This window comes from Phyllobacterium sp. TAF24, assembly GCF_052113785.1.
Taxonomy (GTDB): Bacteria; Pseudomonadota; Alphaproteobacteria; order Rhizobiales; family Rhizobiaceae; genus Phyllobacterium.
On the sequence record NZ_JBFRDN010000042.1, the window covers coordinates 1 to 24,842 of the forward strand.

Genomic DNA, 24,842 nt, shown 5'->3' on the forward strand with positions numbered 1-24,842 from the left:
GTTCGGAATAGGTCAGGCGTACGAATGTACGCCTGACCTATTCCGAACTGCGCCAACGCGTTGATGCGCTGGCCGCCGGTTTCATCGCGCTTGGGCTTCAACCCGGCGAGCGTATCGGCATCTGGTCGCCAAACAATGTCGAATGGGTCTTGACCCAGTTTGCCACCGCCAAGGCGGGTCTTATCCTCGTTAACATCAACCCTGCCTATCGCTCCCATGAGCTTGAATATGCGGTCAACAAGGTCGGCTGTTCAGCGCTCATCCTGTCTCCCGCGCTCAAAACCAGCAATTATCTTGATATATTGCGCGAAATTGCCCCCGAGGTCGCGACCAGCACGCCCGGCATGCTTGTCTCGAAGAAATTGCCGACACTGCACACCGTCATCCGTCTCGGCACCGAGAAAACCCCGGGAATGCTGAATTTTGCCGATGTCGAACAGGCTGCAACCCCTGAGGCAAGAGAACAGCTCGAAGCGCTCGCTTCGGTGCTGCAATTCGATGATCCAATCAATATCCAGTTCACCAGCGGCACCACGGGTAGCCCCAAGGGCGCGACACTCACCCACCACAACATTCTCAACAATGGTTTCTTCATCGGCGAGGCCATGCGCCTCACTGAAATCGACCGTCTGTGCATTCCCGTACCATTTTACCACTGCTTTGGCATGGTTCTCGGCAATCTCGCCTGTCTCACTCATGGTTCCTGCATGGTCATACCGAGCGAGGCCTTTGATCCGCTGGCGGTCCTGCAAACCGTGGAGGCGGAAAAGTGCACCGGATTGCATGGCGTACCCACCATGTTCATCGCCATATTGGGCCATGCGGATTTCAAGACATTTGATCTCAGCAGCTTGCGCACCGGCATCATGGCCGGTTCACCCTGCCCCATCGAAGTTATGCGCAAGGTCATTCAGGAAATGCACCAGAGCGAGATCACCATCGCCTACGGGATGACGGAAACCAGCCCTGTCAGTTTTCAGAGTTCGACAACCGACCCACTGGAACGGCGGGTTTCAACCGTCGGGCGCATTCATCCCCATGTCGAGGTGAAAATCATCGACGCTGATGGTGTGATTGTTGCGCCCGGAATTACCGGCGAATTGCTGACCCGAGGCTATAGCGTCATGCGTGGTTATTGGGGCGATGATGCGAATACGGCGGCCACCATTGATGCGGCGCGTTGGATGCACACGGGCGATCTCGCCACCATTGATGCGGAGGGCTATTGCAACATTGTCGGGCGTATCAAGGATCTGGTCATCCGTGGCGGCGAGAACATTTATCCGCGCGAGATCGAGGAGTTTCTCTATACCCACCCTGATATTGCCGATGTGCAGGTGTTCGGTATCCCTGATAGCAAATATGGCGAATGCCTGTGCGCCTGGATCAAGGTGCGTCCCGCTTCAAATCTGACCGAGCACGAGGTTCTGCAGTTCTGCAAAGGCAAAATCGCCCACTACAAGGTCCCGGCACATATCCGCTTTGTCGACGTGTTTCCGATGACCGTCACCGGCAAGATCCAGAAATTCATCATGCGGCAGGCCATGATTGATGAACTGAACCTTCAGGAAGCGAAAACCGCCTGAGCGGCTTTCGCCTTCTATTCCGCTGCGTGCGGTACTGTCGGTGCACCGCCTTTGTTGAAGAGCCTACGCCAGAGGTTTACTGAGCCACGCGACATGTCTTCCATATAAAGGAAGATCACGGGCGTAATGAACAGCGTCAGGATTTGCGAGGCAAAGAGGCCGCCGACAACGGCCACGCCAAGCGGCTGACGCAGTTCCGAACTCGCACCCGCACCAATGGCAATCGGCAGTGTGCCCATCAAAGCGGCAAGTGTTGTCATCATGATCGGGCGGAACCGCACAAGACAGGCTTCGCGGATCGCATCATGCGGGCTATCGCCTGCCCTTTGCCGGACAAGGGCAAAGTCGACCATCATGATCGCGTTCTTCTTCACGATACCGATCAGCATCAGCATACCGATAATCGCGATCACACTGAGGTCGAAGCCGAACAGCTCCAACGTCGCGAGCGCACCGGCTGCCGCAGCCGGAAGCCCCGTCAGAATGGTCAGCGGATGGATAAAACTCTCATAGAGAATACCAAGCACGATATAGATCGTCAGGATAGCCGCACCGATCAGCAACCCCTGATTGGACAAAGCTTGCTGGAACACTTTGGCTGTACCGGTGAAGGTCGACCCAATTGAATCCGGAACATTGAGTTCCGTCTTGATCTTGTTGATCTCTTCCACGGCCCGTCCCAGCGCTACCCCCTGCGGCAGGTTGAAGGAAATCGTCACCGCAGGCAGCTGGCTCAACTGGCTGACCGCAAGCAATCCCGCCCGCCGCTCCACATGGGCGAAGGCGGAAAGCGGGATAAGCTTGTTGGTGGTGGTCGAGCGTATCTGCATCTGGTCGAGCTTGTCGGTCGTCCACGGAATCGATGGGTCCAACTCGAGAATAACCTCATAACTGTCGCCGGTGGAAAAGATGGTCGAAGCCTGATTGGTGCCAAAGGCGTAATAAAGCGAATTGCGCAACTGCGTCGAGGTGATACCCAGCAGCCGCGCCTTATCGGCATCGATGACCAGATTGGCCTGCAACGCATTGTTCTGCAGATCACTCGTCACATCGGCAAAATATTGCCGGTCCTGTTGCAGCGCCAGAAGGAATTTTTGCGACCATGGATAGAGATCGTCGGCATTGATGCCCTGCAGGACAAATTGATACTGCGCGCGCGACGACGTGCTGCCGATGCGCAGGTTCTGGATGGCGATGGGATAGCTGTTGATACCCGGAACCTTGGCCAGCGACTGGCGCAAATCCGTCAGCAGCGGATCAAGCGCCAGACGCTGCGATTTCGGTTTCAGTTCAACGAAGAAACTGCCCTGATTGAGGCTGGAAGAATTGAACCCGCCGCCAATCGTCGACGCCACATGCGCCACATAGGGCTTGCTCATCAGAACATCGGCAACCTGTTTCTGCAAAGCGACCATGGCATCGAAAGAGATATCCTGCCGCGCTTCGGTGGAGATGGAAAGCTGGCCAATATCTTCGGTTGGCAGAAAGCCTTTGTCGATCGAGGAGAACAGGTAAAGCGTCGCGACAACGGTCAGAAGGAAGACGCCAAGAACAACCACGCGGAAGCGCAGACAGATATCAAGCATGCGCCTGTAGGCATCAAGAACCGCATCGAAAACCCGTTCGGTGAAGGGTTTTTTTCCCGCCTTCTCATGTGGAATGGCTGGCATGTGGCTGCACAGCATCGGCGTCAATGTCAGGGATATCAGTGCCGAGGCGACAATCGCCACGGTGACGACAACGGCAAACTCATTGAAGATACGGCCAACGACGCCGCCCATCAGCAGGACGGGGATAAACACCGCAACAAGGGAGGCAGTGATGGAGACAATGGTAAAGCCGATCTCCTCGCTGCCCTTGAGCGCGGCTTCACGCGGCGACATGCCGTCCTCGATATGCCGGGATATGTTCTCCAGCATGACGATGGCGTCGTCCACGACGAGCCCCACCGAGAGCGTTAGTCCCAGCAACGAAATATTGTCGATGGAAAAGCCAAAGACATACATCACACCCAGCGTCGCAATCAGCGACAACGGTACAGCGACCGTCGGAATAAGCGTCGCTGCGATGCGGCGCAGGAACACGAAGATCACCATGACGACAAGTCCGATGATCAAAACAAGCGTGAACTGCACGTCAGACACCGCCTGCCGGATGGAGGTCGAGCGGTCATTGAGCACGTTGAGCTTGGTGGATGCGCCAAGCTCTTCGGCAAATTTTGGCAGCATGGTGCGGACCCGGTCAACCACGTCAACCGTATTGGCACCGGGCTGGCGGAAGACGGCGAGCACAAGTGCCTTCTTGCCATCGTAACGGCTCTCGGTCTGCGTGTTCGCCACGGAATCGACCACGCGTGCCACATCGCCCAGACGAACCGGCTTGCCATTGGGCGAGGCAATCAGGATTTGGCGGAAGGTGTCGGCATTCTTTGATTGCGTATCGGCTTCAATCGCCATCTGCTGGGTCGGGCTTGTCAGTGTTCCCACCGGTGCAATCGAATTGTTGTCGGCGACAGCATTGGTCAATTCATCGATGCCGATACCGCGCGCCGTCATGGCATTGGGATCAACCTCGATGCGCACGGCAAACTGCTTGGCACCGAACACCTGCACTTCGCCCACTCCATCCACCGTTGACAGTGAGGGCGAGATCACCTGTTCGGCATAATCGTCAAGCTTGGACAGTTGCGCCGTATCGCTCTGCAACGCGATCAGCAGGATCGGTGCGTCGGCCGGGTTGGTCTTGCGGTAGCTCGGCGGTGTGGTCATGTTCGCCGGCAATTGCCTCAATGTGCGCGCGATAGCCGCCTCGACATCCGCCGCCGCCTGATCGATGTTGCGGTCAAGCTCAAATTCAATGGTGACGCGGGTCTGACCCTGCGTGCTTGTCGCGCTGATGGTCGAGACCGAGGGGATCGTGGCAAATTGCTTGATCAGCGGCGTTGCCACCGCATTGGCCATGGTATCGGGCGCAGCGCCCGGCAATTGTGCAGAAACCGATACAACAGGAAAATCCACCTGCGGCAACGCCGCCACGGGCAGAAACTGATAGGCGAAAAGCCCCGATGCCGCCAGCGCAACGGAAAGGAGGATTGTTGCAATGGGACGGCGAATGAAGATTGCGGATATGTTCATTGAACCGTATCCGTCTTGATGGGGTCAGTCGCTTCATTGGCAGAAAGCGCCGGAACAGCACTCTGAGAATCCGCCACGGTCTCGATAACGCTCGAACCATCTTGCAGGTGCAACTGACCATCGATGACCACATGATCGCCTGATTTCAATCCTGCCGTGGTCACGGCGATATCACCAACCGTTTCCACCACGGTAACAGCCTGTTTAACGACCTTCTTGTCAGCACCCACAACAAAGGCAAATGTACCATCATTGCCCTGTTGGATTGCAATTAACGGAACTGTCACAGCATCCTTGTGCGTGCCGATTTCCACCGTTGCAGTCACGTATTGACCGGGCCAGAGCGCGCCATTGTCATTGGCCACATCGGCTTTCAGGACAATCGTGCCAGACGCCGTATCAACGCTGGAATCAACGAAATTGAGCGGTCCCGAGGCCACAACATTCTTGCTGCCGGGCACCTTGATAAGGACGTTGAGAGGGCGTTCCTTCATGGCATCGCGTAATGTCGGCAGATCGCTTTCGGCAACCGTGAACGACACGCGCAGCGGCGCCATACGCGTGATCGTCAAAAGACCGCTGCCGGTGTCGGCCATGCGCACAAGATTACCGACCGAGGTATTGACCACGCCGACACGGCCATCAATGGGCGCTTTGATGGTCATGTAGGAAAGCTGAACCTGATCCGCCTCGATCTGCGCCTGATCCATGGCGATTGATGCTTTTAACGCATTGACAGCAGCAAGAGCCTGATAGGCCTGCTGCTGTGTATCGATTTTCCGGTTTGACAGGGCTTGAGCGGCAATAAGGTCCTGATTGGCTGAATCAAGATTGGCCTGATCCTTGGCCAAAGCCGCCTTGTCCTTGTCGATCGTCGCTCGGATCGTCCGGTCATCAAGCTGAAAAAGCACGTCACCAGCTTTGACCATCTGGCCGTCCTTGACGCTCGTCACCATCACGACGCCATCAGCTTGCGGGCGGATCACAACCGTATCAATCGGTTCAATATTGCCGACGACAGTCTTTGAAATGGGCACATCTTCGGTCTTTGCCGTGGCGGCCACAATGGAAGGAACGGCCGCAGACCGCCCCTTGCCCGAGCCTTTGCCCTGCGTTGCCGTGGCAACCGTCGTCGGACCTTTGCCAGCTGGCGGCGCATTCAGGTGCGGGTAGAGAAACACATAGCCGAGCCCGGCCAACACAACGAACGCGATCAAAAGACCCAGACGTTTCACTGCACACTACCTCCAGGGCATAGCCCTTAGCCAAACAACTTGTTGGCTATGGAGTTTCTCACCTTCGCTGTGTGTTGTCGAATGACCATTTTGTCATGTTTGCTGCGGTGCACCCATGCGGTTTAGGGGGATTATTTCCCGAGCATTGCAGAGAACAAAGCGAACAAAGCATCGGTCATCGGTCCGGGATCTTGGACGCCGCCTCATGGCCTCCCTTTGCCGCTTTACCTGCGGGCGATCAACAGTCTCATTGTTGCCCTTCAACCAAATGCAATCAGCACTTGAAGCCGACCAAGTAATGAGCGTACTCCTATCGTGAGAACGATGGGGGATTGCGATGCTGAAATACCTGAACATTGCGGCGGCAATCCGCATAGCCCTTCTTTGCCTGTGGGCGGTAGCCACCGGTGTTTTCAGCACCGTCGCCTACGCGCAAACCGCTGGTGAAACCACAACGGTCATTCTGCAGCGCGGTCAAAGCGAAGCCGACATCAACAGCATCCTCAAAGCCGCCTATGCGAGCGGCCGCAATGTCGTGGTGCGCTGGGAAGACCCTGCGCCCGCAGCAGCATCGCCCACACCAGCAAAAGCAGCGGCTGCTCCGGTCGCCAAACCTCCCATGGCAACCCCGCTTGATCAGGCGGAAGAACTTGCCGGGAACGTGCTGGATTCATTCACCACCGGGCTTTCGGTCGGAATTGATGGCATCGGCCACATAGCCGAACTGCCCTTCATGATGGATAAGGGTATGCAGACCCAGGGCGATGATTGGGGGCACGTCACGCTCGTTACTCTGGCTGCCCTGCTCGCTGCGGGTATTGCAGGCTGGATTGTGTTCCGGCTTGGCACTGCGCTCATCGTGCGCCCGATCAGCGAAGATGCCGATCTTGTCCACCGCGCACGCGGATCATTTGCCCGCACACTTCGCGATATCGCCGCCATCTGCGCCTTTATTGCCGTCGGGCACATCATCATCAATATGCCGACTGCCGGTTCTCAAATGGCATCTCACCTCACCGTGAGCCTGCTGCACGCCGCCGCGCTCACCCTCATCTATGCCGCCGTCGGCCGGTTGTTCCTGTCACCGGGCGACCCTTCGGCACGCCTTCTGCCGATCAACAACCCCCAATGGCATTTCCGGATGCTTGTCGCCTATGGTTTCATCGGGGCACTGATCGGTCAGCTCGTCCGTCTGTCGATTGAAAGCGGTGTGAGCCGCAGTGTCACCGAAGGCTGGTTCCTGATCGCCGCAACGGTCGTTACCCTTTTGAAACTCTGGTGGTTCATCGGCGGGCGCAAGGATATCTCAGCCGTGTTTGCCGGACCGGCACCGAACATGACCCGGCAGGTGATAGCAACCGCGCTTCCGGCATTTCTGTCTCTTACCGCCATCCTGATCTGGGTGGTTGGCTGCATGGCTGCCAGTTCGCCCCAGCGGGCCCATTGGGGCGAGGCAGCGGGCGCGACGCAGGTCATCGTCCTGTTGATCCCGATCTTCGCGCTGGGCCTGCATGCGCTGATCGCGGCGATGCACAGGCGGCACCACAGTGAAAACGATCTTCCGCCACTGATGCAGGCCTTCATCGCGGCAATCCAGACATTGGTAACAGGCGGCATCTGGCTTCTCGGCCTCTACATCATCATCCGTCTGTGGACCACCTATCTTGATGACACGGGCTATGGCTTGATTCTGTCGATCATCCGGGGACTGCTCCGGGTCAGTGTCGCCATTGTTGTCGGCTGGGCGATCTGGAGTTTCCTGCGCCACTACTTCAGTGCGCTTTCGCCCTCATCGCGCCCTCTCCTGCCCGGTCAGGAAGAGACCGACGGTCCCGCACCAACCGCTGTGGGCCGCCTGTCGACAATCCTGCCGCTGGTTCGCGACCTTGCCTTTGGTGCTATTGTTGCAATTACCGCACTGGTGGTCCTGTCCTCGCTCGGCATGGATATCGGGCCGTTGCTCGCCGGTTTCGGTGTGCTTGGCCTTGCCATTTCGTTCGGCTCGCAAACTCTGGTGAAGGATGTCGTCTCAGGTATTTTCTTCATCGCCGACGATGCTTTCCGCACCGGCGAATATATCGATACGGGCAAGCTCAAGGGAACCGTGGAGCGGATCACGCTGCGCTCGCTGCAACTGCGGCACCAGAATGGCCCGGTTCATACCATCCCGTTCGGACAGATACAGTCGGTGACGAATTACAGCCGCGATTGGAGCACGATCAAATTCGAGCTGCGCTTCGACCGCGACACCGATCCGGAAAAGATTCGCAAGACGGTCAAGAAGGTTGGGCAGGAAATGCTTGAGGATGCGGAATTTGGCAGCGAGTTCCTCGTGCCGCTGAAATTTCAGGGCATTCAGGACATTACTGAAAACTCAATGGTCGTGCGGCTGAAATTCACGGCAAAGCCCGGCAATCCGTCTCTGATCCAGCGCGAATCCATGAAGCGGCTTCTGGTGGCATTCAGGGAAGCCGGACTGATGCTTGCATCCAATGCGGTGACGGTGCGCTCGGGTACGAATGACGCCGTGGGTGCAGGTGCGGCAACCCAGATCGCCATTGAAAAAGCTGCCGAGCAGGCCGCAACGCAGGCGGCGGCCAAGGCGGGCTGATCCATCACCGTTTCCCTGTTATGCCATGTGATTTGTCGACGAGAACCGTGGGTTGAACGATCAATCCCTGTTCCGTCGCTTCAAGATAGGTTTCGACCCCGTAAATGTTGCGCATATGCTCGGCTGTCAGCACATCGGCGGGAAGACCATCAGCAACGATCCTTCCCTCGTGAATGAGGACAAGCCGGGTGCACCAGCGCGCCGCAAGACCGAGATCATGCAGCGAGACAACAATCGCTGAACCTTTGCGCGCAGTATCCGCCAATGATTGCATCAGGCCGATCTGATGCGCCGGATCAAGCCCGGCTGTCGGCTCGTCCGCAAGCAGCAAGGACGCGTCCTGCGCCAAAGCACGGGCAATCAGCACGCGTGCCCGCTCACCGCCCGATAGTTCCAGTGCCGAGCGATAACGGAATACTGTGACCTCCATGCATTCCATTGCACTTTCAACCAGTGCAGTGTCGTTTGGCCCAAGCCTTGAGAATCCGCTGAGGTAAGGCGTGCGCCCGAGTGAGACGAGATGTTCCACCGAGATGGCCCAACTGATCTCCCGCTCCTGCGGCAGATAGGCGACGTGCCTCGCCCGCTCCTTCGCACTTAATTGGGCGGCCAAGGCTCCGGCGATCTGGATTTCGCCTCCTGAAGGGACAAGTCCAAGAATGCTTTTGAGCAAGGTCGACTTGCCAGCCCCATTCGGGCCGATCAACCCGATGAATTCGCCCTTGCTGACAGCTAGGGACACATCGTGCAACACAGGTCTGGACCCCAGCGACACGTGAAGATGCGAGAGATTGAGAATATTCATAGCATTGTCCTCCTTGTACGGAAGACAAGCCAGAGGAAGAATGGCGCACCGATGATGGCGGTCAATACACCAAGCTTCAGATCACGTCCGGGCGCGATCAGGCGTACAAGAACATCCGCTGCCAGTAGCATTGACGCGCCGCCGAGCGCACTCGCCGGAAGCAGGCGCGAGGGCCGCGCACCGACCAGCGGCCGCAGGACATGCGGAACGATAAGCCCGACAAAGCCGATAGCGCCCGCAACGGCTGTAGCTGCTCCCACCGAGGCAGCCGTGCCAAGAATGGCGAAGAGCTGAACCCGTTTGATATTGATACCCATGCTGGCAGCCGCGTCCGGTCCCAGCGTCAAAGCGTCGAGCGACCGGCCAAGACTGAACAGAAGCACCCAGCCGACAAGAATGAACGGTGCGGCAAGCTGCACATGGAGCATGGAACGGTCCGTGAGCGACCCCAGCATCCAGTAGACAATCTCCATGGCCGCGAAAGGATTGGGCGAGAGGTTCAGCGCCAGCGTGGTCATGGCCCCGGCAAAACTCGACACCGCAACGCCAGCCAGAATGATGGTCAGCGTACTGCTGCCGCGTCCGGCCAATGCCTGTACCAGCAGCACCGCAAGAACAGCGCCCGCCAGCGCCATGAGAGGCAGGGCAAGCGGAAAGGCGAGTGACAGGCCGGTATAGATAGCAATCACCGCACCCAACGAGGCGGAGGCGCTGACACCCAGCAATCCCGGTTCAGCCAGCGGATTGCGCAGATATCCCTGCAGCACCGCGCCTGACAGCCCCAGCGTTGCGCCGATCATCAGGCCAAGCAAGGCGCGCGGCAATCTTATTTCACGCATGACCAGCACAATCGCATCACCCTGCCCTGTCAGCAGGGCGCGGATACTGTCAGCAGTGCCGAGCACCGCGGGGCCGACAAGCAGTGACAGAACAAACATAACAAAGGTCAACAGCACGAGGCCAGCGATCAGAAGGCGGAAATGATCCTTCATTTGTTTGCCCGTCCTGCCGCATCCGACAACAACTTGACTGCCTCCGCCGTAAAGGGCGCGCCGCATATCCAGTATTTATCGGGGATATCGATGAGGTTTTTCCCTGACAATGCAGCGCGAAACGCCGGGTGAACCTGCGCCTCATAGGCAAGGGATGGCGCCGCATAGGCATTATGGGCGGCAATCAGGTCGGGCTTTGCCATGACAAGCTGCTCCAGCGACAGTTTTTGCGTGCCCTGCAAGCCAAGCTTCTCACCGAGATTGATCAGACCGGCACGATTGACCACTTCACCGGCCAAGGTGCCGCGACCGGAGGTGAACTGGTTTGCGTAATAAAGCGCAACCGTCGGCGCATCGGCCTGTCTGCCCGGCACGCTTGCCAAGGTTGCATCCATCTCGCGCACAAGTTCCTCAGCCCTCGCCTCCCGCCCCAGAAGCGCGCCCATCCGCCTGATATTGAAGCGAATATCGTCAAAGGAAGATTCGGGCTGAAACTCTTCAACCCGAAATCCAAGGCGTTTGAGAATATCAACCGTTGCTCTTGTCGTGTATGTACCGCTGAGGATCAGGTCCGGCTTCATCAGGAAAATTTCCTCGGCCTGACCATGGTTGGTTACAAACGACGCCGCCTCTTTGGCCAGCACCGAACCCGTTTCGTCCTTGGCAAGATGCGACACCGAATAAAGCTGTCCCTCCCCCGCCAGAAGCATGGCCAATTGGTCGGTACAAAGGTTCATGGAGACAACCCGCTTCGGCGCTTCGGCGGCAATTGCAGACGGACTGCCAAACAGTGCGATTGCCGTTGCCAGCTTCGCCACGCCTCGCGCCCATCTACATTGCCTGAACATAATCAGAAGCTTCCCTTCAACCCGACAAAAGCGGTACGACCCGGCGTGTTGAAACCAAAAATCTCCTGATAATCTTCATCGAACAGGTTCTCGATTCGCGCATAGGCTTCCATCTTGTCACTGAACTTATAGCTGCCACCAATTGTGACCAGCGTATAGTCCTTCAACACCACCCGCGTGGGGAGAGGCGGTGTAAAAGCTGTATCTTCCATCTTTCCATTGAAGGTCACCTCGCCAAAAACGCGGGCGCGATCCTCAAGGAATGTGTAGGCGGCATTCAGCGAGCCTGAATGTTTTGGCCGCCTTATTTCGATCTGACCATCCGGATCTTTCGCATCCGTATAGGTGTAGGTCGCGGTTGTGGTGAAACCACTGGTCAAGTTGAGCGTCGCCGCAACTTCCACACCCTGACGCTTGCTGCGCCCATCCTGATTGACAGGCGTATAGCGGAAATCAGGTGTTGCAATGCTGGTAATCTCATCGGTCAGGTTCTGGCGGAAATAGGTCACGTCAACCACCAGTTGCTCATCGAAAAAGCTCTGCTCGACACCCACATCCCAGCCAAGGCTCTTTTCCGGCCGCAGGTTTGGATTGCCCTTGTAGCTTGAGGGAATATAGCCGAACTGATCGTAGAATGTCGGATTGGTAACGCCTGTACCAACGGAGCTGTGCAGTCTCGTTCCCCAGTCCGGAATTTTCCATGCCGCACCGAGACTATAGGTCGATGCATCCTTGAACCGGTCATTATCATCGTGGCGGACGGCCGCGTTCAGATAAAGCTGGTCGAAAAACTCGCCTCGATATTCCCCGACAAATGAATGCATGGTCCGGTCGTGTTTCTCGAACTGCGACGCGTCAAAATACGGGCTGGCAAAATCCGCCTTGGCAGGCCTCTGCTGGAAAGTCTCGCGCTCACCCTGATATCCCGCCGTAATCTGATGCCTGGCGTTGGCAAAGGCTGGCGTATCGAACTTGTAGGTGGCCTGATAGGAACCATTCAGCCGGTTGCCCTCATTACCGGAGATATATTCGTCGTGCTTGAGATTGTCGCGCAATGTGTTGGTGTCGCTGATCCGCGCCTTCTGGGTCAGGGCACCGTCCAGCGATGTCCAGGTAATGCCGAGCGAGCCCAGCAATTCCTTGGTCGTGGTCTGGTCGTCACCATCAACGACAAGCCCCTGAAACGGTGTGCCATAACCGCCATCGGGATCGAGATCGCTCCGGCGGTTGACGTAACGGAATGTACCATCGACAACCACGTCGGGCGTTATATCGACCTTGAACTTGCCATTGATGGAGCCGTTCTTGTCGCCGTCCTTCTCTGAACCGAAATTCGAGATGTTGAACCCCTTGTTCTGGCGATATGTGCCGGAGAGGGCAAAATCATAATTATCCGCGCCGCCCTGCAGCAGCACATTGCCAAGCCATGTGCCATCCGTGCCCGCTTCCGAACGTCCGCTGATCTTGAAACCGTCGCGGGTGCCGCCTTTGGTGATGATGTTGACCACACCGGCCAGCGCGTTCGAGCCCCAGAACGCACTTTGCGGGCCGCGCAGAATCTCGATGTGATCGACATCGGCAACAGGCAAGCCGCCAAAGTCGAATTCGCCATTCCCGGTTTCGCTGGCTTCAACGCCGTCAATCATGACAAGAAGGTGGTTGGCTTCTGCGCCGCGTACCCTCACCTGCGTCAGGCCGCCATAGGAGCCCCCACGCGAAACGGCAAAGCCCGGCACCTGACGTAACGCATCGGCAACGTAGCGTGTCTGGTTCTGCACGAGCTGCTCGCCTGTGATAACCGTATAGGCCCGCCCGGATTTCTCCGCATCAATGCGCGACTCGCCAAGATTGATATAAATCGGAGCAAGGACAATCGCCCCATCCCCTCCGGTTGTCTGTACCTGCGCAATGGCGACCCCGCTCAACAGACCAATGATAGCCCCTGCAAATCCCGTTTGCCTTAACATGATGCCCCCAGAGCATAGGGAACGGCTGGCGTTCCCCCGGTTACGTCTGAACCGCGGGCTGGATAGGCAACAGGGGGATGATAATGATCAACCTGCAATCGCTCCGGCACACGGCAACACTTTTTCAAATGTCACCGCGACGAGCGACCGCGCCCAAACACACCCCGTGTTCGAGCTGGGTGACCGGAACAGGCAGGTCTCCTGACTTCCGGATCACTGCATGTCCCCCGCCTTCCCAATCACGCAAAAGCGCTTTCAGTGGCACTGTGGAGGACCGCTCACCGGTTACAGTTGCGGGGGCAGCCACGGATTAGGCCCCTTCTTGGGTCATCCTCACCGTGTTCCCTTTTCATCCGCTTTTGATCGCGGAACCAATTCCATATTCTGGATAGCAACCCCGTCATGAACGGTCAACGACCACAAGCGGCTTAAATTGTTGACAGCACCCTTCCCCGAAAGAGAAAAATTTAATCTACAAAAGCGACTGAATCTGTACACACGATCTGCGAACGTTTCGGCCTTAGCCAAATTCTTCCAATATATTGCTCGCCAATGGTATTTTCGCCGTGATCAGAGCCTATGCAGCAGCCGCTAATTTGCTGATCTGCCTTGCAAAATCAGCCATTGCATATTAATCGCTGCCGATTACATAAGGTTTGCTGGCATTACCAGGCGCGCATTTTCGCCGATGAACCAGTTGAATGATGCCAGTTGAATGATGAATGGAGCAACGCCCGGCTCGTTCATTTGTTGATATCAGTATCGAACGAGAGAACCCGGGATGACTGCATTTTCGTCAGTAGCTGCAACAGCGGCAACCATTCTTGAGCCAGACGACGTTTCGGCGCCGGTTGCGTTTCCTATTCCTGATAATGTGTATGCGGAAACAGTGACCGAGGTTCGCCATTATACGGACCGCCTGTTCCGCTTTCGCATTACCCGTCCCGCGAGCTTCCGCTTCCGTTCGGGCGAATTTGTCATGATCGGCCTGCCCAATGCGGAAAAGCCTGTCTATCGCGCCTATTCGATTGCCAGCCCGTCATGGGATGAGGAAATCGAGTTCTTTTCGATCAAGGTTGAAAATGGCCCGCTGACTGAACATCTGCAGAAGATCAAACGCGGCGATACGGTCCTTCTGCGCAAGAAGTCGACGGGCACGCTGGTTCTCGATGCGCTGCTGCCGGGAAAGCGTCTTTATATGCTGTCGACAGGAACCGGTGTTGCGCCCTTCGCCAGCCTGATCCGTGATCCTGAGACCTATGAGAAGTTCGAAGAAGTCATTCTGGTGCAGACCTGCCGCGACGTTGCCGAACTCAAATACATCACCGAAATGGTCGAAGGCATCAAGGATGATCCGCTGATCGGCGAATTTGCCGCCGACAGCCTGCGGCTCTACACCACGACCACGCGCGAAAATTTCACCCATATGGGCCGCGTCACCGATCTGATGACAAGCGGTAAGATGTTCAGTGATCTCGGCCTGCCGCCGCTCAATCCGGAAACCGATCGCGGCATGATCTGCGGCTCGATGCACATGATCCACGATACGAAGGCCATTCTGGAATCCTTTGGTCTCGAAGAAGGCGCGAACAACAAGCCGTCAACCTATGTCGTTGAGCGGGCCTTCGTCGGCTAAACCGTTCCCCTCCATCCAGATTTGATTAATGTGCCCGGTCTTCACAGACCGGGCATTTTTGTTTCGCGCGTTTTTGTCACCGATTTGTGACATCGGGCCTCTTCTAAAAGATGAGTCTACATGCTATATGTATCGTTGTTATAAGCATCCTTACGAGTTTTAAAGCCCCACATCATGGATAACATGCCCACTCTTGGCTTTCTGCTGCATGAGGTTGCGCGGTTGTTGCGCAAACGATTTGAACAGCGTGCAAAGCACTTAGGCCTGACACGCTCGCAGTGGCAGACCCTTGCGTACCTCGCAAAAAACGAGGGCATCCATCAGGCTGGATTGGCCGAAATTCTCGAGATCGAGCCGATCACGCTGGTGCGTATTCTGGACAAGCTGCAGGAACGCAACCTGATCGAACGGCGCCGGCATCCCACTGACCGCCGGATATGGCTGCTTTATCTGCGTGACGAAGCGCGGCCACATGTCGATGACATGCGCGTTATCGGCGAAATCACCCGCTCCGAGGCGCTGGCCAATGTGCCCGCCGAAGACCGGGAGCATCTGCTTCGAACTCTAACCCTTATGAAGTCCAATTTGATCGATGCCTGTCAGACACCGGTCGATGACAGGAAGAAACACCATGGCTGACGGCTCCCCAACCTCCCGCATTCCCGCCAATTCTGACGAGGCTGTTCTCGAAAAGACCAACGCAAACAGCGACGCGCCGGTTGCTGCGCGCGTCAACGAGCCCGTGCCGTTGCCCGATATCACCCCGCCCAAGACGCGCCGCAACCGCACACGGCAAATTCTCTTCACTGCTCTTCCCGTCGCCCTTATCGTCGGCGGCTATTTCTACGTCACGGGCGGACAGATCATGTCCACGGATAATGCCTATGTGCAGGCGGATATGGTTGGCGTTTCGACCGATATCTCCGGCCTTGTCAGCTCGGTTGACGTGCATGACAACGAAATCGTCAAACAGGGCCAGATTCTGTTCCGGATCAATCCGGATGTTTACCGCATCGCCCTTGAAGGCGCACAGGCACAGCTTGGCACGGTGCGCAACCAGATCCTTAACCTGCAGGCGAGCTACAAACAGACCTTGGCCGAGATTGCGCAGGCGGAATCGGATATCCCTTTTTACCAGAAGACCCTGCAACGGCAGGCGGATTTGACCAATACAGCCGCCGTGTCCAAGGCGACCTATGATCAGGCCAAGCATGATCTGGATGCCGCCCAGCAGAAGGTCGATGTTGCCAAGGCGCAGGCCGCAACCACATTGGCCCAGTTGGGTAACGACGTCGACCAGCCGGTTGAGCAGAACCCATCCTATCTGGCCGCGAAAGCCACTGTTGATAAAGCCCAGCACGATTTTGATTCAGCCACCGTGCGGGCTCCCTTTGACGGTGTTGTCACCAATGTCAGCGCGCTGCAGGTGGGTGCTTACCTACAGGCTTCGCAGGCGGGCTTCAGCCTCGTTTCGACAACCCATATGTGGGTTGCCGCCAGCCCCAAGGAAACTGAACTCACCTATGTGAAGCCCGGCCAGCCAGTGACCGTGACTGTCGACACCTATCCCGGTGTCGAATGGAAAGGCACGGTTGCCAGTATCAGCCCCGCTTCCGGCTCCAGCTTCTCGCTGCTCCCCGCACAAAATACAACGGGTAATTGGGTGAAGGTTGTTCAGCGCATTCCCATGCTTATCGACATCACCGATTTGTCGGGGAAGCCGCCACTGCGCATGGGCATGAGTGTCACCGCCGAGGTCAATACCGACCATGCGCGCGGTCTGCCGCACTTCCTGCAATCCCTCTTTGGCAGCAAGGATCATGTCTAACTCCGTCGCACTGCCGGGCGTCGCGCCTATTGCCAATCGCGGCGCGATAACGGCCTGTGTCATTCTCGCCGTGATCATGCAGGCGCTCGACACAACAATTGCCAATGTGGCGCTGCCCTATATTCAGGGCAGTGTTGCGGCGAGTGCCGACCAGATCAACTGGGTCCTGACCTCCTATATCGTCGCCGCGGCGATCATGACGCCACCCTCGGGCTTTCTCGCCGCCCGGTTCGGACGCAAGCGCGTGCTGCTGACCGCCATTGCCGGGTTCGTCGTGGCCTCGGTGCTGTGCGGCATTGCCCAGTCGTTGCCGCAGATCGTGGCGTTCCGCCTTTTGCAGGGATTGTTCGGCGCTTCCCTCGTGCCCCTGTCGCAGGGTATTCTGCTCGACATCTATTCCGTCGAGGAACGCGGCTCGGCCATGGCGCTGTTCGGTGTTTCCGTCATGGTTGGTCCCGTGCTTGGACCTGTCATTGGCGGCTGGCTGACCGACAATATCAGCTGGCGCTGGGTGTTTTATATCAACGTTCCCATCGGCCTTCTGGCGTTTGTCGGCATTTCGGCCTTTGTTACAGAAACCGGGCGTGAGCTTAAAGCCAAGCTCGACTGGTTCGGCTTCGGCACGCTCAGTCTTTCCATCGCCGCTCTGCAGCTTTTTCTCGACCGCGGTGAACAGCTCGACTGGTTCTCGTCGGGCGAAATCCAGCTCGAAGCGCTCGTCTGCTTCAGCGCGTTCTATCTGTTCCTCAGCCACACCTTTACGGCGCAGCGCTCCTTCGTGAACCCACGCCTGTTCCTCGACAGGAACTTTGCCGTCAGCATGTTCTTCATCTTCATCGTCGGCGTAACCTATCTCGCCTCGCTCGCCCTGATGACCCCTTACCTGCAAACTTTGATGGGTTATCCCGTCACGACAGCCGGTATCGTCATGGGACCGCGCGGCGTCGGCACGATGGTGTGCATGTTCATTGTCGGCCGCCTCATCGGCAAGGTCGATACGCGGCTGCTGCTGGTGCTTGGCCTCGGGCTGACCGCATGGGCCATGTATGACATGACCGGCTGGACCCCTGACGTATCGCAATGGACTATTGTTTCCGTGGGCTTCATTCAGGGTGCAGGTCTCGGCTTCCTGTTCGTGCCTTTGACGACAATTGCCTTTGCCACTTTGCCAGCCAACATGCGCGGCGAAGGCACCGGTCTTTATAACCTCTCGCGCAATATCGGCTCCAGCGTCGGCATTTCCATTGTCACGGCGCTCATCACTGAAAATGTGCAGAGCAACCACGCCTCGATTGCCGCCTATGTGACGCCGTTCAACCACGCCTTCAATGCGCCCGTGGTGATGCAGCATCTCGACCCGCTAAAGGCAGCGGGCCGCGCATCGCTTGACGGGATCATCACCCTGCAGGCAACAATCATCGCCTATATGGATGACTTCAAACTGCTGATGCTGATGTCATTGGCGGCTATCCCGCTTGTGTTCCTGTTGCGCAAACCCGCGCCAAGCGCAGCGCCACSGGAACATGCGGTGATGGAATAGAGGTCCCAAATATCAAAGGCGGTCATCGGAAAGCACCGCAAGAATATCCGTTACTCCGTCTTTGATGCCACCATTAAGGTCGCCTGCGCGAAATTTCGGGATAATCCTGCTCTCGATAATCCGCTTGGCCGTGGTGTTGGTCAGTCTGTGCTCCAGACCATATCCGACTTCAATACGCACCTTGCGGTCCTTGGGCGCGACAACAAGCAAAACGCCATTGTCTCTCTGCTTCTGGCCAAGTTTCCACGTGTTGAACAGACGGGTGGAAAACGCCTCGATGGGCTCGCCGTCAAGGTCGGGGATGGTCACGACAACCAGCTGATCCGACGTCTTGTTCTCCAGCGATTGCAGTTCATTGGTCAGTGCTTCTTCGGCGATGCTATCGATAACACCGGCATTATCGACGACACGACCGGTGAGTGGAGGCAATTCGGCTGCATAGCCATGGACCGAGACAAATATGAGCAAGCTAAGCGCCAGAGCCGCATGACGAGACCACCAAAGCCAGCGCCATAAGCGCGATATTTTCCGCCCGTCATCCGTATCGGTAATGGGAAGATAGCGGCCCCGCTTCTCGCACAGCCAGGACAGATCGGTTTTCTCGGCATTGCGCAGATAGGCAACAGCCTCGGCAAGGAGCGGCGTGCGAAAGTCGTTCGACCGCAAAAGGCGTTTGCTTGATCCTTTCGATACGGACATGAAAGCCGCCTGTTCCGGTTGATCCGTATAGGCACGCACGACATAGGAAAGCGGCCCGTCCGAAAAGACGTAGATATCGTATTCATAGTGATAATCATAAAACCCTTCCGGGTTCAGATCAGACGCATCTATGTGGTGCGATATCTCGACATTCATTGGCATTCAAACTGGATACTATGGACGATCTGGTTCCACAATCGCGGCATAGACAATAGGCGCCTAACTCTCGGAGGATCAGGCAATCTCTTCGGTCAAATGAGATACCGCATTTTGACACAGCCGCGCATACTCCATCGTGTTCACAGGAGCCTTTCAAGGTTCCTGTTTATTCGTTGAACAAAGACGAGGTATGAAGATGAATATTTACCGTAACTATATTGCCTGGCGCAATGCGCGCCGCACCATTGCCGAACTCAACAGCCTGCCGGTGGATCAACTGGTTGATCTGGGTATCGACCCGCTGATCCATACCCTCGACATTCCCGTTCGGTCTTATTCGGGTGGTCAAAGGGAGAGAGGCTGATCTGTTCGCAAGGCAGGCACCCAACAGACAAAGCGGTCGCGTCCATTCGTCTGATTTTAATTGCGTGACGCGACGCAGGCAAAGGAACGGCGCTTCAATTCGGAACAGGCGGCACTTGCAGCCTGCGCATCGCTGAAGCCGCCGAACCGGACATGATAAAGCTGCGCACCGCGCTTTGACGCCGGTTCAATATAGCCTTTGGCACCCGGCAGGATCGCCTGGACGAGTTTATCGGCCCTGCCAAGCAGCCGGTTGGCGTCGGCACGGGTATCCACCGCGCCAATCTGGATATTCCACTGGGCCGAGGACTTCAAAGGTTCCAGCCCGCCATCACCCTGCTCAATCTTCGATTCATCAATCAGTTCGGCAATACCGGGTTTATGCTGTGCAACCACGGCTGATCTGTCTGCAGCGCGCGGAACCGGGATTGCCGACGCACCAACCTGATTTGTTCCAGCGACGGCATTGCTAGCGACAAGATCGCGGCTCCGCTTCGAGCCATCGCTTGCCATCGGCATGTACTGATCCAGAAGCTGCGCCATCCGGTCATCGCGCGAACGGCCGGTTTTGCCGCCAAGAACAACGCCGACAATGTGCCGGTTATTATCCGTGAATGACGACACCAGATTGAAACCCGCCGCATCAGTATAGCCGGTTTTGATACCGTCAACCCCGGCATAGCGGTACATCAGATTATTGTGGCCATTGATCTGCTTGCCGCGAAAAACAAAGGATCGCTGGGAGAAAAGACCATATTCTTTCGGGAAATCCCGCATCACAGCCACCCCCAACGTCGCCATGTCCCGCGCCGTTGTCGACTGACCTTTCTCGGTTAGCCCCGATGCATTGCGGAAAACCGTGTTCCTGAGGCCAAGCTGGCGCCCACGCATGGTCATTTGCTGGGCAAAGCGCGCTTCCGTCCCGCCAAGGTGTTCGCCCATGGCAGACGCCGCGTCATTGGCGGAAAGAATGATCATGCCATTGACGGCTTCACGCACACTTAGCGTATCCCCGGCCCGCATCCAGAGCTTTGCCGGAACTTTGCGCGCGGCATTCGCCGATACGGCAATCCTGTCATCCCAATGCAGCCTGCCCTTTTTGATCGCCTCGAATGTCAGGTAAAGCGTCATCATCTTTGCCAGCGAGGCAGGCCCATGCGGCGTGTTTGCATTGCCCTCGCCCAGCACTTTTCCGGTCGAAACATCAAGAACAAACCAGGGCTGTTCGGCAGCCTGCGCAATCACCGGAAGTCCAACAGCCAGACAGGCGATGCCCGCAACCAGAACTCTCAAACGGCACAACAGGCTTTGAAAAGCGAGACCAAGCGGCATTGCGGAATCTCCGGTTCGAAAAGACGGATGAAGGGTGCAGACCGGCTGACCGGGCACGCGCTCAGACTACGGAAACTGAGGTTGATAAGGTGTAAATATTTATGGTGAACAATGCAATTGTTCACCGCTTTTATGGGCTGCAAGCGTGCCCGCAGTTTCTGTCAAATACCTCCCGCAACCGCAGATATGTTCATTGAACTGTCACCAGCCTGAAACGCTGGCGTCACAGACCAAGCCTATGAAGGCGCAACGCCAGATCGTTCGAGCGGCTTGGCTTCGCACAGCTATGCACATAACCGACGTCCGATTTTCAGATGCCCCGTATTTGATTTTTCGAAAGAGATATCCCGTGAAGATCATCCAGATTACCGACACGCACCTCAGCCCCGCCAAGGTCCACTTCAATCCGAACTGGGCGCCGTTGGCGCAATGGGTGGCAGACCAGAAACCGGATCTGATTATCCATACGGGAGACCTTTCCATCGATGGCGCCGATATCGAGGACGACCTTGCCTTTTCCGTCAAATTGCTCAACGAGCTTACCGCTCCGGTCCTGAGCCTGCCCGGCAATCACGATATCGGCCACATGCCCGCAAGCCCCCAACCTGTTAATGCGACGCGGATCGACCGTTGGCGCGAAATGGTCGGACCCGACCGCTGGTTCCATGATGTGGATGGCTGGCGGCTGGTGGGCCTCAACAGCCTCATTCTGGGCAATGATAGTCTGGAGGAAGCAGCGCAATTTGACTGGCTTGAAGATGTGCTCGCCGAAGCAGCGGACCGCCGCATTGCCGTCTTCGCGCACAAGCCGCTTTTTGTCGATACTGCCGATGAAGGCGAGACCGGCTATTGGAGCGTCCGCCCTGCCCCGCGCAAGAAGCTTCTGGCGCTTTTTGCAGAATATGATGTGGCTCTGCATGCCAGCGGACATCTGCATTGTGCATGGCAAGGCGCACACAATGGCACCAGCCTTGTCTGGGCACCGGCTTCTTCCTTCACCGTCGGGGATATGGTGCCGGATATGCCCGGCAAGCGCATTCTCGGTGCGGCGATCCATACGCTGACCGATACGGTTAAGACCGAGATTGTCGAAATTGATACCTTGTCCCGCTTTGTCCTCGATGACGTTATCGAAGAAGTTTATCCGCGCGCGCCGAAAGCACCGGAGAGTGCCGCATGAGCGCGTTTGCCCTGAAAAATATCTCCAAATCCTATGGTTCCAACAGCATTCTTGACGATGTCAGCATTGAAGCCGAGGACGGTGAATTCATCGCACTGGTCGGGCCATCAGGCTGCGGCAAGAGCACTTTGCTGCGCATTGCCGCCGGTCTTGATCACGGCGATACCGGCAGCATCTGGATGGGGGATCGCGAGATCACGGCGGAACATCCGGCTGATCGCAACGTGGCGATGGTTTTCCAGTCCTATGCGCTCTACCCGCATTTGACCGCCGAACAGAACATTGCGGTGCCGCTGGCCATGCGCAAGCTTTCCACCCTGCAACGAATGCCGTTTCTTGGTCGCTTCATGGCGGGCCGCGCCGCAACGCAAGCCGCCATCAAACAGCAGGTATTGACCACGGCAACCAGTCTCAAGATTGATCATCTGCTTGATCGGAAACCCGGACAGATGTCTGGCGGACAGCGGCAGCGTGTGGCGCTGGCACGGGCGCTTGTGCGCCAGCCCGGCGTCTTTCTGATGGATGAGCCGCTTTCCAATCTCGATGCCAATCTGCGGGTGCATACACGCGCCGAGATCGTCGATCTGCACCGGCGCACCGGCGTTCCCACCATTTACGTTACCCATGATCAGTCCGAAGCGCTCAGCATGGCTGACCGCGTCGCGGTCATGATGGGCGGCAAGGTACTGCAGTTTGCTTCGCCTGCGCAAATTTATGACGATCCACGCCATATTGAAGTGGCAAAATTTGTCGGCAGTCCGCGTATTAATATCATCAACGCCGTTACATCTGAGAATGGCAGGGTGTTTTTCGCCGGTAAGTCCATGATCGAAGGCGTTACGGGCCCGGTGGGAACTGCGGTTCGGCTTGGGATCAGGCCGGAGCGCATCAGGCTCAAACCTGAGGGTGCAGAGGGGATCGCCGCCACGGTCTCACGGCTGGAGTTCCTTGGCTCGGAAGTGCTGGTCACAACGGATGTATCGGGCACCGAGGATGGTATCGTCGTCAAGGCTGCACCTGCCGATGTCGCGCATCTTGCTGCCGGGTCGCCGGTTATGCTGCAGGTTGACAAGGATGCCTGTCTTGTCTTCGGCGACGATGGCTTGCGTGTTCCACTGCGCAATCCGGTGAGGGTTGCCGTCGATGCGTGAAATAGCTGGAGACGCTAACCTTCCCCGCCCCACAGCCAGACAGGCGGCCATCCGTGCTGCAAAACGCGAGGAGCGTGTGGCATGGCAACTGGCGGCTCCAGCGATCATTCTCATTATAGCCCTGATATTGCTGCCGACACTTGCCGTCTTTGTTTTCAGCCTGACAAATTACGAGCTGGGCTATGATGATTTCCAATTTATCGGGCTCGACAATTACATCGAGCTTTTCAGTGACCGGACGTTTCTGATTTCGCTCAAGAACACCGCTGTCTATACGGCCATTGTCACACCCTTTTCCGTGTTCATCGGCCTTGGCGTGGCCCTGCTGATCGAGAGTGAAACACGCGGGCGGGCCTTTTTCCGCACCGTCTATTTCCTCCCCGTCGCTTCCCTGCTGGTCGCCATGGCCACCGTGTTTCAATATCTGCTGCATCCGACCATCGGCCCTGTTAATGCCATGCTGTCAATGCTCGGTATTGCCGGTCCAAACTGGCTTGGCAGCAGCAGCACGGTGCTCATCAGTCTGGCGATTATCGGTATCTGGCAGTCCGTCGGGTTCAACATGGTGCTGTTTCTGGCGGGCCTCACGGCAATCCCGCGAGAGCTTTATGCGGCATCGGAAGTCGATGGCGCCAAGAGCAGCTGGGAGCGCTTTCGCCTCGTCACATGGCCCATGCTCGGTCCGACCACCCTGTTCGTCACAACAATCAGTGTGATCAATGCGGTGAAGGTATTCGAGACCGTCAAGACATTGACAGAAGGCGGCCCCAACAAGGCCTCAGAGGTCCTGCTGTGGACCATCTATCAGGAGGGATTTGTCTATCTGCGTGTCGGCTATGCCTCGGCCATGACCGTGATCTTCCTCGCCTTCCTCATCGTCCTGATGCTCATCCAGTATCGCGTTCTCGACAAGAAGGTGCATTACACATGAGAAGCACCGCACTCCTCTCCATGCGCAATTTACGCCTTGGCATCCTGTCGGCGGGAGCACTGGTCTTCCTTGCCCCCTATATCTGGATGATCTCCACCGCCGCAAAATCCCGCGAAGAGATATTCTCCTCAACGCTGACATTGCTGCCGCAACACTGGGCGCTGTGGGAAAATCTCGCCAAAGCCTTCACCCGGGTTCCGATGGGGCTGCTTCTATGGAATGGACTGGTCGTTTGCGGCCTGATCTTCTTCTTTCAGGTGGTCATCGCCATTCCCTGCGCCTACGCCCTGGCAAAGCTACGGTTTCGTGCCGCACAAACCATGATGACCCTCGTCATGCTCGGGCTGCTCATCCCCATTCACGCAACCGCACTGCCTATTTACGTTGCCTTGAACAAGGTCGGGATGCTGAATAGCTATTTTGCCCTGTCGGCACCGTTCTTCATCTCGGTCTTCGGTATCTTCCTGTTCCTGCAATTCTTCCGCTCCATGCCGGATGATCTGATTGCCGCTGCCCGTCTCGATGGCATGTCGGAACTTGCCATCGTCAACAGGGTGATTGTTCCTAATGCATGGCCCGCAGTCACAGCCTTTGCGATCTTCTCAGTGGTTGCCCACTGGAACGATCTGTTCTGGCCACTCATCGTCATCACCGGCACCGAACGGGCAACCCCGCCTCTCGGTCTGCTGTTCTTCCGCGCGGCGGAAGCGGGCGACGATTACGGGGCCCTGATGGCCGCAACCCTCATCATCACCCTGCCGCTCGTCGCAGCATTCCTGCTGGCACAGCGGCGTTTCATCGAAGGCATAACCCTCACCGGCCTCAAAGGCTGACTGTTCCCAAGA

General features: G+C 56.9%; 18 protein-coding genes, 1 pseudogene and 1 riboswitch. Of the genes and pseudogenes, 11 read left to right on the forward strand and 8 right to left on the reverse strand.

The window, feature by feature from the left end; genetic code table 11:
• Nucleotides 1-26: 26 nt before the first annotated feature.
• Nucleotides 27-1,586: pseudogene (locus tag AB4Y96_RS24015) on the forward strand (AMP-binding protein); the annotation flags it as partial.
• 14 nt (nt 1,587-1,600) lie between these two features.
• On the opposite strand, the gene AB4Y96_RS24020 reads toward AB4Y96_RS24015, so the two are convergent.
• Together AB4Y96_RS24020 and AB4Y96_RS24025 are read right to left on the reverse strand one after the other, a co-directional pair.
• Nucleotides 1,601-4,720, reverse strand: a complete 3,120-nt coding sequence (locus AB4Y96_RS24020) for an efflux RND transporter permease subunit (protein ID WP_441920400.1) — start codon at nt 4,718-4,720, stop codon at nt 1,601-1,603.
• Nucleotides 4,717-5,955, reverse strand: coding sequence for an efflux RND transporter periplasmic adaptor subunit (locus AB4Y96_RS24025; RefSeq protein WP_441920401.1), 1,239 nt, complete (start codon nt 5,953-5,955; stop codon nt 4,717-4,719). Before AB4Y96_RS24025 ends, AB4Y96_RS24020 begins: the two co-directional genes overlap by 4 nt.
• Nucleotides 5,956-6,292: 337 nt before the next feature.
• Between AB4Y96_RS24025 and AB4Y96_RS24030 the strand changes: the two genes are divergently transcribed.
• Entirely contained in the window at nt 6,293-8,566 is a 2,274-nt protein-coding gene (locus tag AB4Y96_RS24030; RefSeq protein ID WP_441920403.1) for a mechanosensitive ion channel domain-containing protein, read from the forward strand.
• A gap of 4 nt (nt 8,567-8,570) precedes the next feature.
• Here the strand turns inward: AB4Y96_RS24030 and AB4Y96_RS24035 are convergent, their stop codons facing one another.
• The 4 genes from AB4Y96_RS24035 to AB4Y96_RS24050 are packed head-to-tail and all read right to left on the reverse strand — an operon-like array spanning nt 8,571 to nt 13,178.
• Nucleotides 8,571-9,371 carry an ABC transporter ATP-binding protein gene (locus AB4Y96_RS24035; protein ID WP_441920405.1) on the reverse strand — a complete coding sequence of 267 codons (801 nt, stop codon included), beginning with the start codon at nt 9,369-9,371 and terminating at the stop codon, nt 8,571-8,573.
• The gene (locus tag AB4Y96_RS24040; RefSeq protein WP_441920407.1) at nt 9,368-10,363 is read right to left on the reverse strand and encodes a FecCD family ABC transporter permease; all 996 of its coding nucleotides are present in this window, start codon (nt 10,361-10,363) and stop codon (nt 9,368-9,370) included. The genes AB4Y96_RS24035 and AB4Y96_RS24040 overlap by 4 nt, the downstream gene beginning before the upstream one ends.
• The gene (locus AB4Y96_RS24045; protein WP_441920409.1) at nt 10,360-11,181 is read right to left on the reverse strand and encodes an ABC transporter substrate-binding protein; all 822 of its coding nucleotides are present in this window, start codon (nt 11,179-11,181) and stop codon (nt 10,360-10,362) included. The genes AB4Y96_RS24040 and AB4Y96_RS24045 overlap by 4 nt, the downstream gene beginning before the upstream one ends.
• A 32-nt stretch (nt 11,182-11,213) precedes the next feature.
• Nucleotides 11,214-13,178 carry a TonB-dependent receptor plug domain-containing protein gene (locus AB4Y96_RS24050; RefSeq protein WP_441920411.1) on the reverse strand — a complete coding sequence of 655 codons (1,965 nt, stop codon included), beginning with the start codon at nt 13,176-13,178 and terminating at the stop codon, nt 11,214-11,216.
• A 174-nt stretch (nt 13,179-13,352) separates the two neighbouring features.
• Nucleotides 13,353-13,569, reverse strand: a riboswitch (cobalamin riboswitch).
• A 390-nt stretch (nt 13,570-13,959) separates the two neighbouring features.
• On the opposite strand from AB4Y96_RS24050, the gene AB4Y96_RS24055 reads away from it, so the two are divergent.
• From AB4Y96_RS24055 to AB4Y96_RS24070, 4 genes are all read left to right on the forward strand, one after another.
• Nucleotides 13,960-14,814, forward strand: coding sequence for a ferredoxin--NADP reductase (locus AB4Y96_RS24055; RefSeq protein ID WP_091885029.1), 855 nt, complete (start codon nt 13,960-13,962; stop codon nt 14,812-14,814).
• A 174-nt stretch (nt 14,815-14,988) separates the two neighbouring features.
• Nucleotides 14,989-15,453 carry a MarR family winged helix-turn-helix transcriptional regulator gene (locus tag AB4Y96_RS24060; protein ID WP_441920412.1) on the forward strand — a complete coding sequence of 155 codons (465 nt, stop codon included), beginning with the start codon at nt 14,989-14,991 and terminating at the stop codon, nt 15,451-15,453.
• On the forward strand, nt 15,446-16,642 hold the full coding sequence (locus AB4Y96_RS24065; RefSeq protein WP_441920413.1) for an HlyD family secretion protein: 1,197 nt from the start codon (nt 15,446-15,448) through the stop codon (nt 16,640-16,642). The genes AB4Y96_RS24060 and AB4Y96_RS24065 overlap by 8 nt, the downstream gene beginning before the upstream one ends.
• Nucleotides 16,635-18,182, forward strand: coding sequence for an MDR family MFS transporter (locus AB4Y96_RS24070; protein ID WP_441920415.1), 1,548 nt, complete (start codon nt 16,635-16,637; stop codon nt 18,180-18,182). Before AB4Y96_RS24065 ends, AB4Y96_RS24070 begins: the two co-directional genes overlap by 8 nt.
• Nucleotides 18,183-18,194: 12 nt before the next feature.
• Here AB4Y96_RS24070 and AB4Y96_RS24075 read toward each other — a convergent pair whose 3' ends face one another.
• The gene (locus AB4Y96_RS24075; protein ID WP_441920417.1) at nt 18,195-19,037 is read right to left on the reverse strand and encodes a TPM domain-containing protein; all 843 of its coding nucleotides are present in this window, start codon (nt 19,035-19,037) and stop codon (nt 18,195-18,197) included.
• 199 nt (nt 19,038-19,236) lie between these two features.
• Between AB4Y96_RS24075 and AB4Y96_RS24080 the strand changes: the two genes are divergently transcribed.
• Nucleotides 19,237-19,404, forward strand: a complete 168-nt coding sequence (locus AB4Y96_RS24080; protein ID WP_441920418.1) for a DUF1127 domain-containing protein — start codon at nt 19,237-19,239, stop codon at nt 19,402-19,404.
• Nucleotides 19,405-19,460: 56 nt separating this feature from the next.
• On the opposite strand, the gene AB4Y96_RS24085 is transcribed toward AB4Y96_RS24080, so the two are convergent.
• Nucleotides 19,461-20,735, reverse strand: a complete 1,275-nt coding sequence (locus AB4Y96_RS24085; RefSeq protein WP_441920419.1) for a serine hydrolase — start codon at nt 20,733-20,735, stop codon at nt 19,461-19,463.
• A 349-nt stretch (nt 20,736-21,084) separates the two neighbouring features.
• Here AB4Y96_RS24085 and AB4Y96_RS24090 point away from each other — a divergent pair, with 349 nt between their 5' ends.
• The 4 genes from AB4Y96_RS24090 to AB4Y96_RS24105 are packed head-to-tail and all read left to right on the forward strand — an operon-like array spanning nt 21,085 to nt 24,830.
• Nucleotides 21,085-21,915: a metallophosphoesterase family protein gene (locus tag AB4Y96_RS24090; protein ID WP_441920421.1), complete on the forward strand. Its 831-nt coding sequence runs from the start codon at nt 21,085-21,087 to the stop codon at nt 21,913-21,915.
• The gene (locus AB4Y96_RS24095) at nt 21,912-23,066 is read left to right on the forward strand and encodes an ABC transporter ATP-binding protein (protein WP_441920423.1); all 1,155 of its coding nucleotides are present in this window, start codon (nt 21,912-21,914) and stop codon (nt 23,064-23,066) included. Before AB4Y96_RS24090 ends, AB4Y96_RS24095 begins: the two co-directional genes overlap by 4 nt.
• Entirely contained in the window at nt 23,059-23,997 is a 939-nt protein-coding gene (locus AB4Y96_RS24100; RefSeq protein ID WP_441920425.1) for a carbohydrate ABC transporter permease, read from the forward strand. The genes AB4Y96_RS24095 and AB4Y96_RS24100 overlap by 8 nt, the downstream gene beginning before the upstream one ends.
• Nucleotides 23,994-24,830, forward strand: coding sequence for a carbohydrate ABC transporter permease (locus tag AB4Y96_RS24105; RefSeq protein WP_441920426.1), 837 nt, complete (start codon nt 23,994-23,996; stop codon nt 24,828-24,830). Before AB4Y96_RS24100 ends, AB4Y96_RS24105 begins: the two co-directional genes overlap by 4 nt.
• Nucleotides 24,831-24,842 lie beyond the last annotated feature (12 nt).

Coding starts and splice junctions, on each gene's coding strand:
- AB4Y96_RS24020 (WP_441920400.1), bottom strand. CDS start 4,720: ATGAACATATCCGCAATCTTCATTCGCCGTCCCATTGCAACAATCCTC.
- AB4Y96_RS24030 (WP_441920403.1), top strand. CDS start 6,293: ATGCTGAAATACCTGAACATTGCGGCGGCAATCCGCATAGCCCTTCTT.
- AB4Y96_RS24035 (WP_441920405.1), bottom strand. CDS start 9,371: ATGAATATTCTCAATCTCTCGCATCTTCACGTGTCGCTGGGGTCCAGA.
- AB4Y96_RS24040 (WP_441920407.1), bottom strand. CDS start 10,363: ATGAAGGATCATTTCCGCCTTCTGATCGCTGGCCTCGTGCTGTTGACC.
- AB4Y96_RS24050 (WP_441920411.1), bottom strand. CDS start 13,178: ATGTTAAGGCAAACGGGATTTGCAGGGGCTATCATTGGTCTGTTGAGC.
- AB4Y96_RS24055 (WP_091885029.1), top strand. CDS start 13,960: ATGACTGCATTTTCGTCAGTAGCTGCAACAGCGGCAACCATTCTTGAG.
- AB4Y96_RS24060 (WP_441920412.1), top strand. CDS start 14,989: ATGGATAACATGCCCACTCTTGGCTTTCTGCTGCATGAGGTTGCGCGG.
- AB4Y96_RS24065 (WP_441920413.1), top strand. CDS start 15,446: ATGGCTGACGGCTCCCCAACCTCCCGCATTCCCGCCAATTCTGACGAG.
- AB4Y96_RS24075 (WP_441920417.1), bottom strand. CDS start 19,037: ATGAATGTCGAGATATCGCACCACATAGATGCGTCTGATCTGAACCCG.
- AB4Y96_RS24080 (WP_441920418.1), top strand. CDS start 19,237: ATGAATATTTACCGTAACTATATTGCCTGGCGCAATGCGCGCCGCACC.
- AB4Y96_RS24085 (WP_441920419.1), bottom strand. CDS start 20,735: ATGCCGCTTGGTCTCGCTTTTCAAAGCCTGTTGTGCCGTTTGAGAGTT.
- AB4Y96_RS24095 (WP_441920423.1), top strand. CDS start 21,912: ATGAGCGCGTTTGCCCTGAAAAATATCTCCAAATCCTATGGTTCCAAC.
- AB4Y96_RS24100 (WP_441920425.1), top strand. CDS start 23,059: ATGCGTGAAATAGCTGGAGACGCTAACCTTCCCCGCCCCACAGCCAGA.
- AB4Y96_RS24105 (WP_441920426.1), top strand. CDS start 23,994: ATGAGAAGCACCGCACTCCTCTCCATGCGCAATTTACGCCTTGGCATC.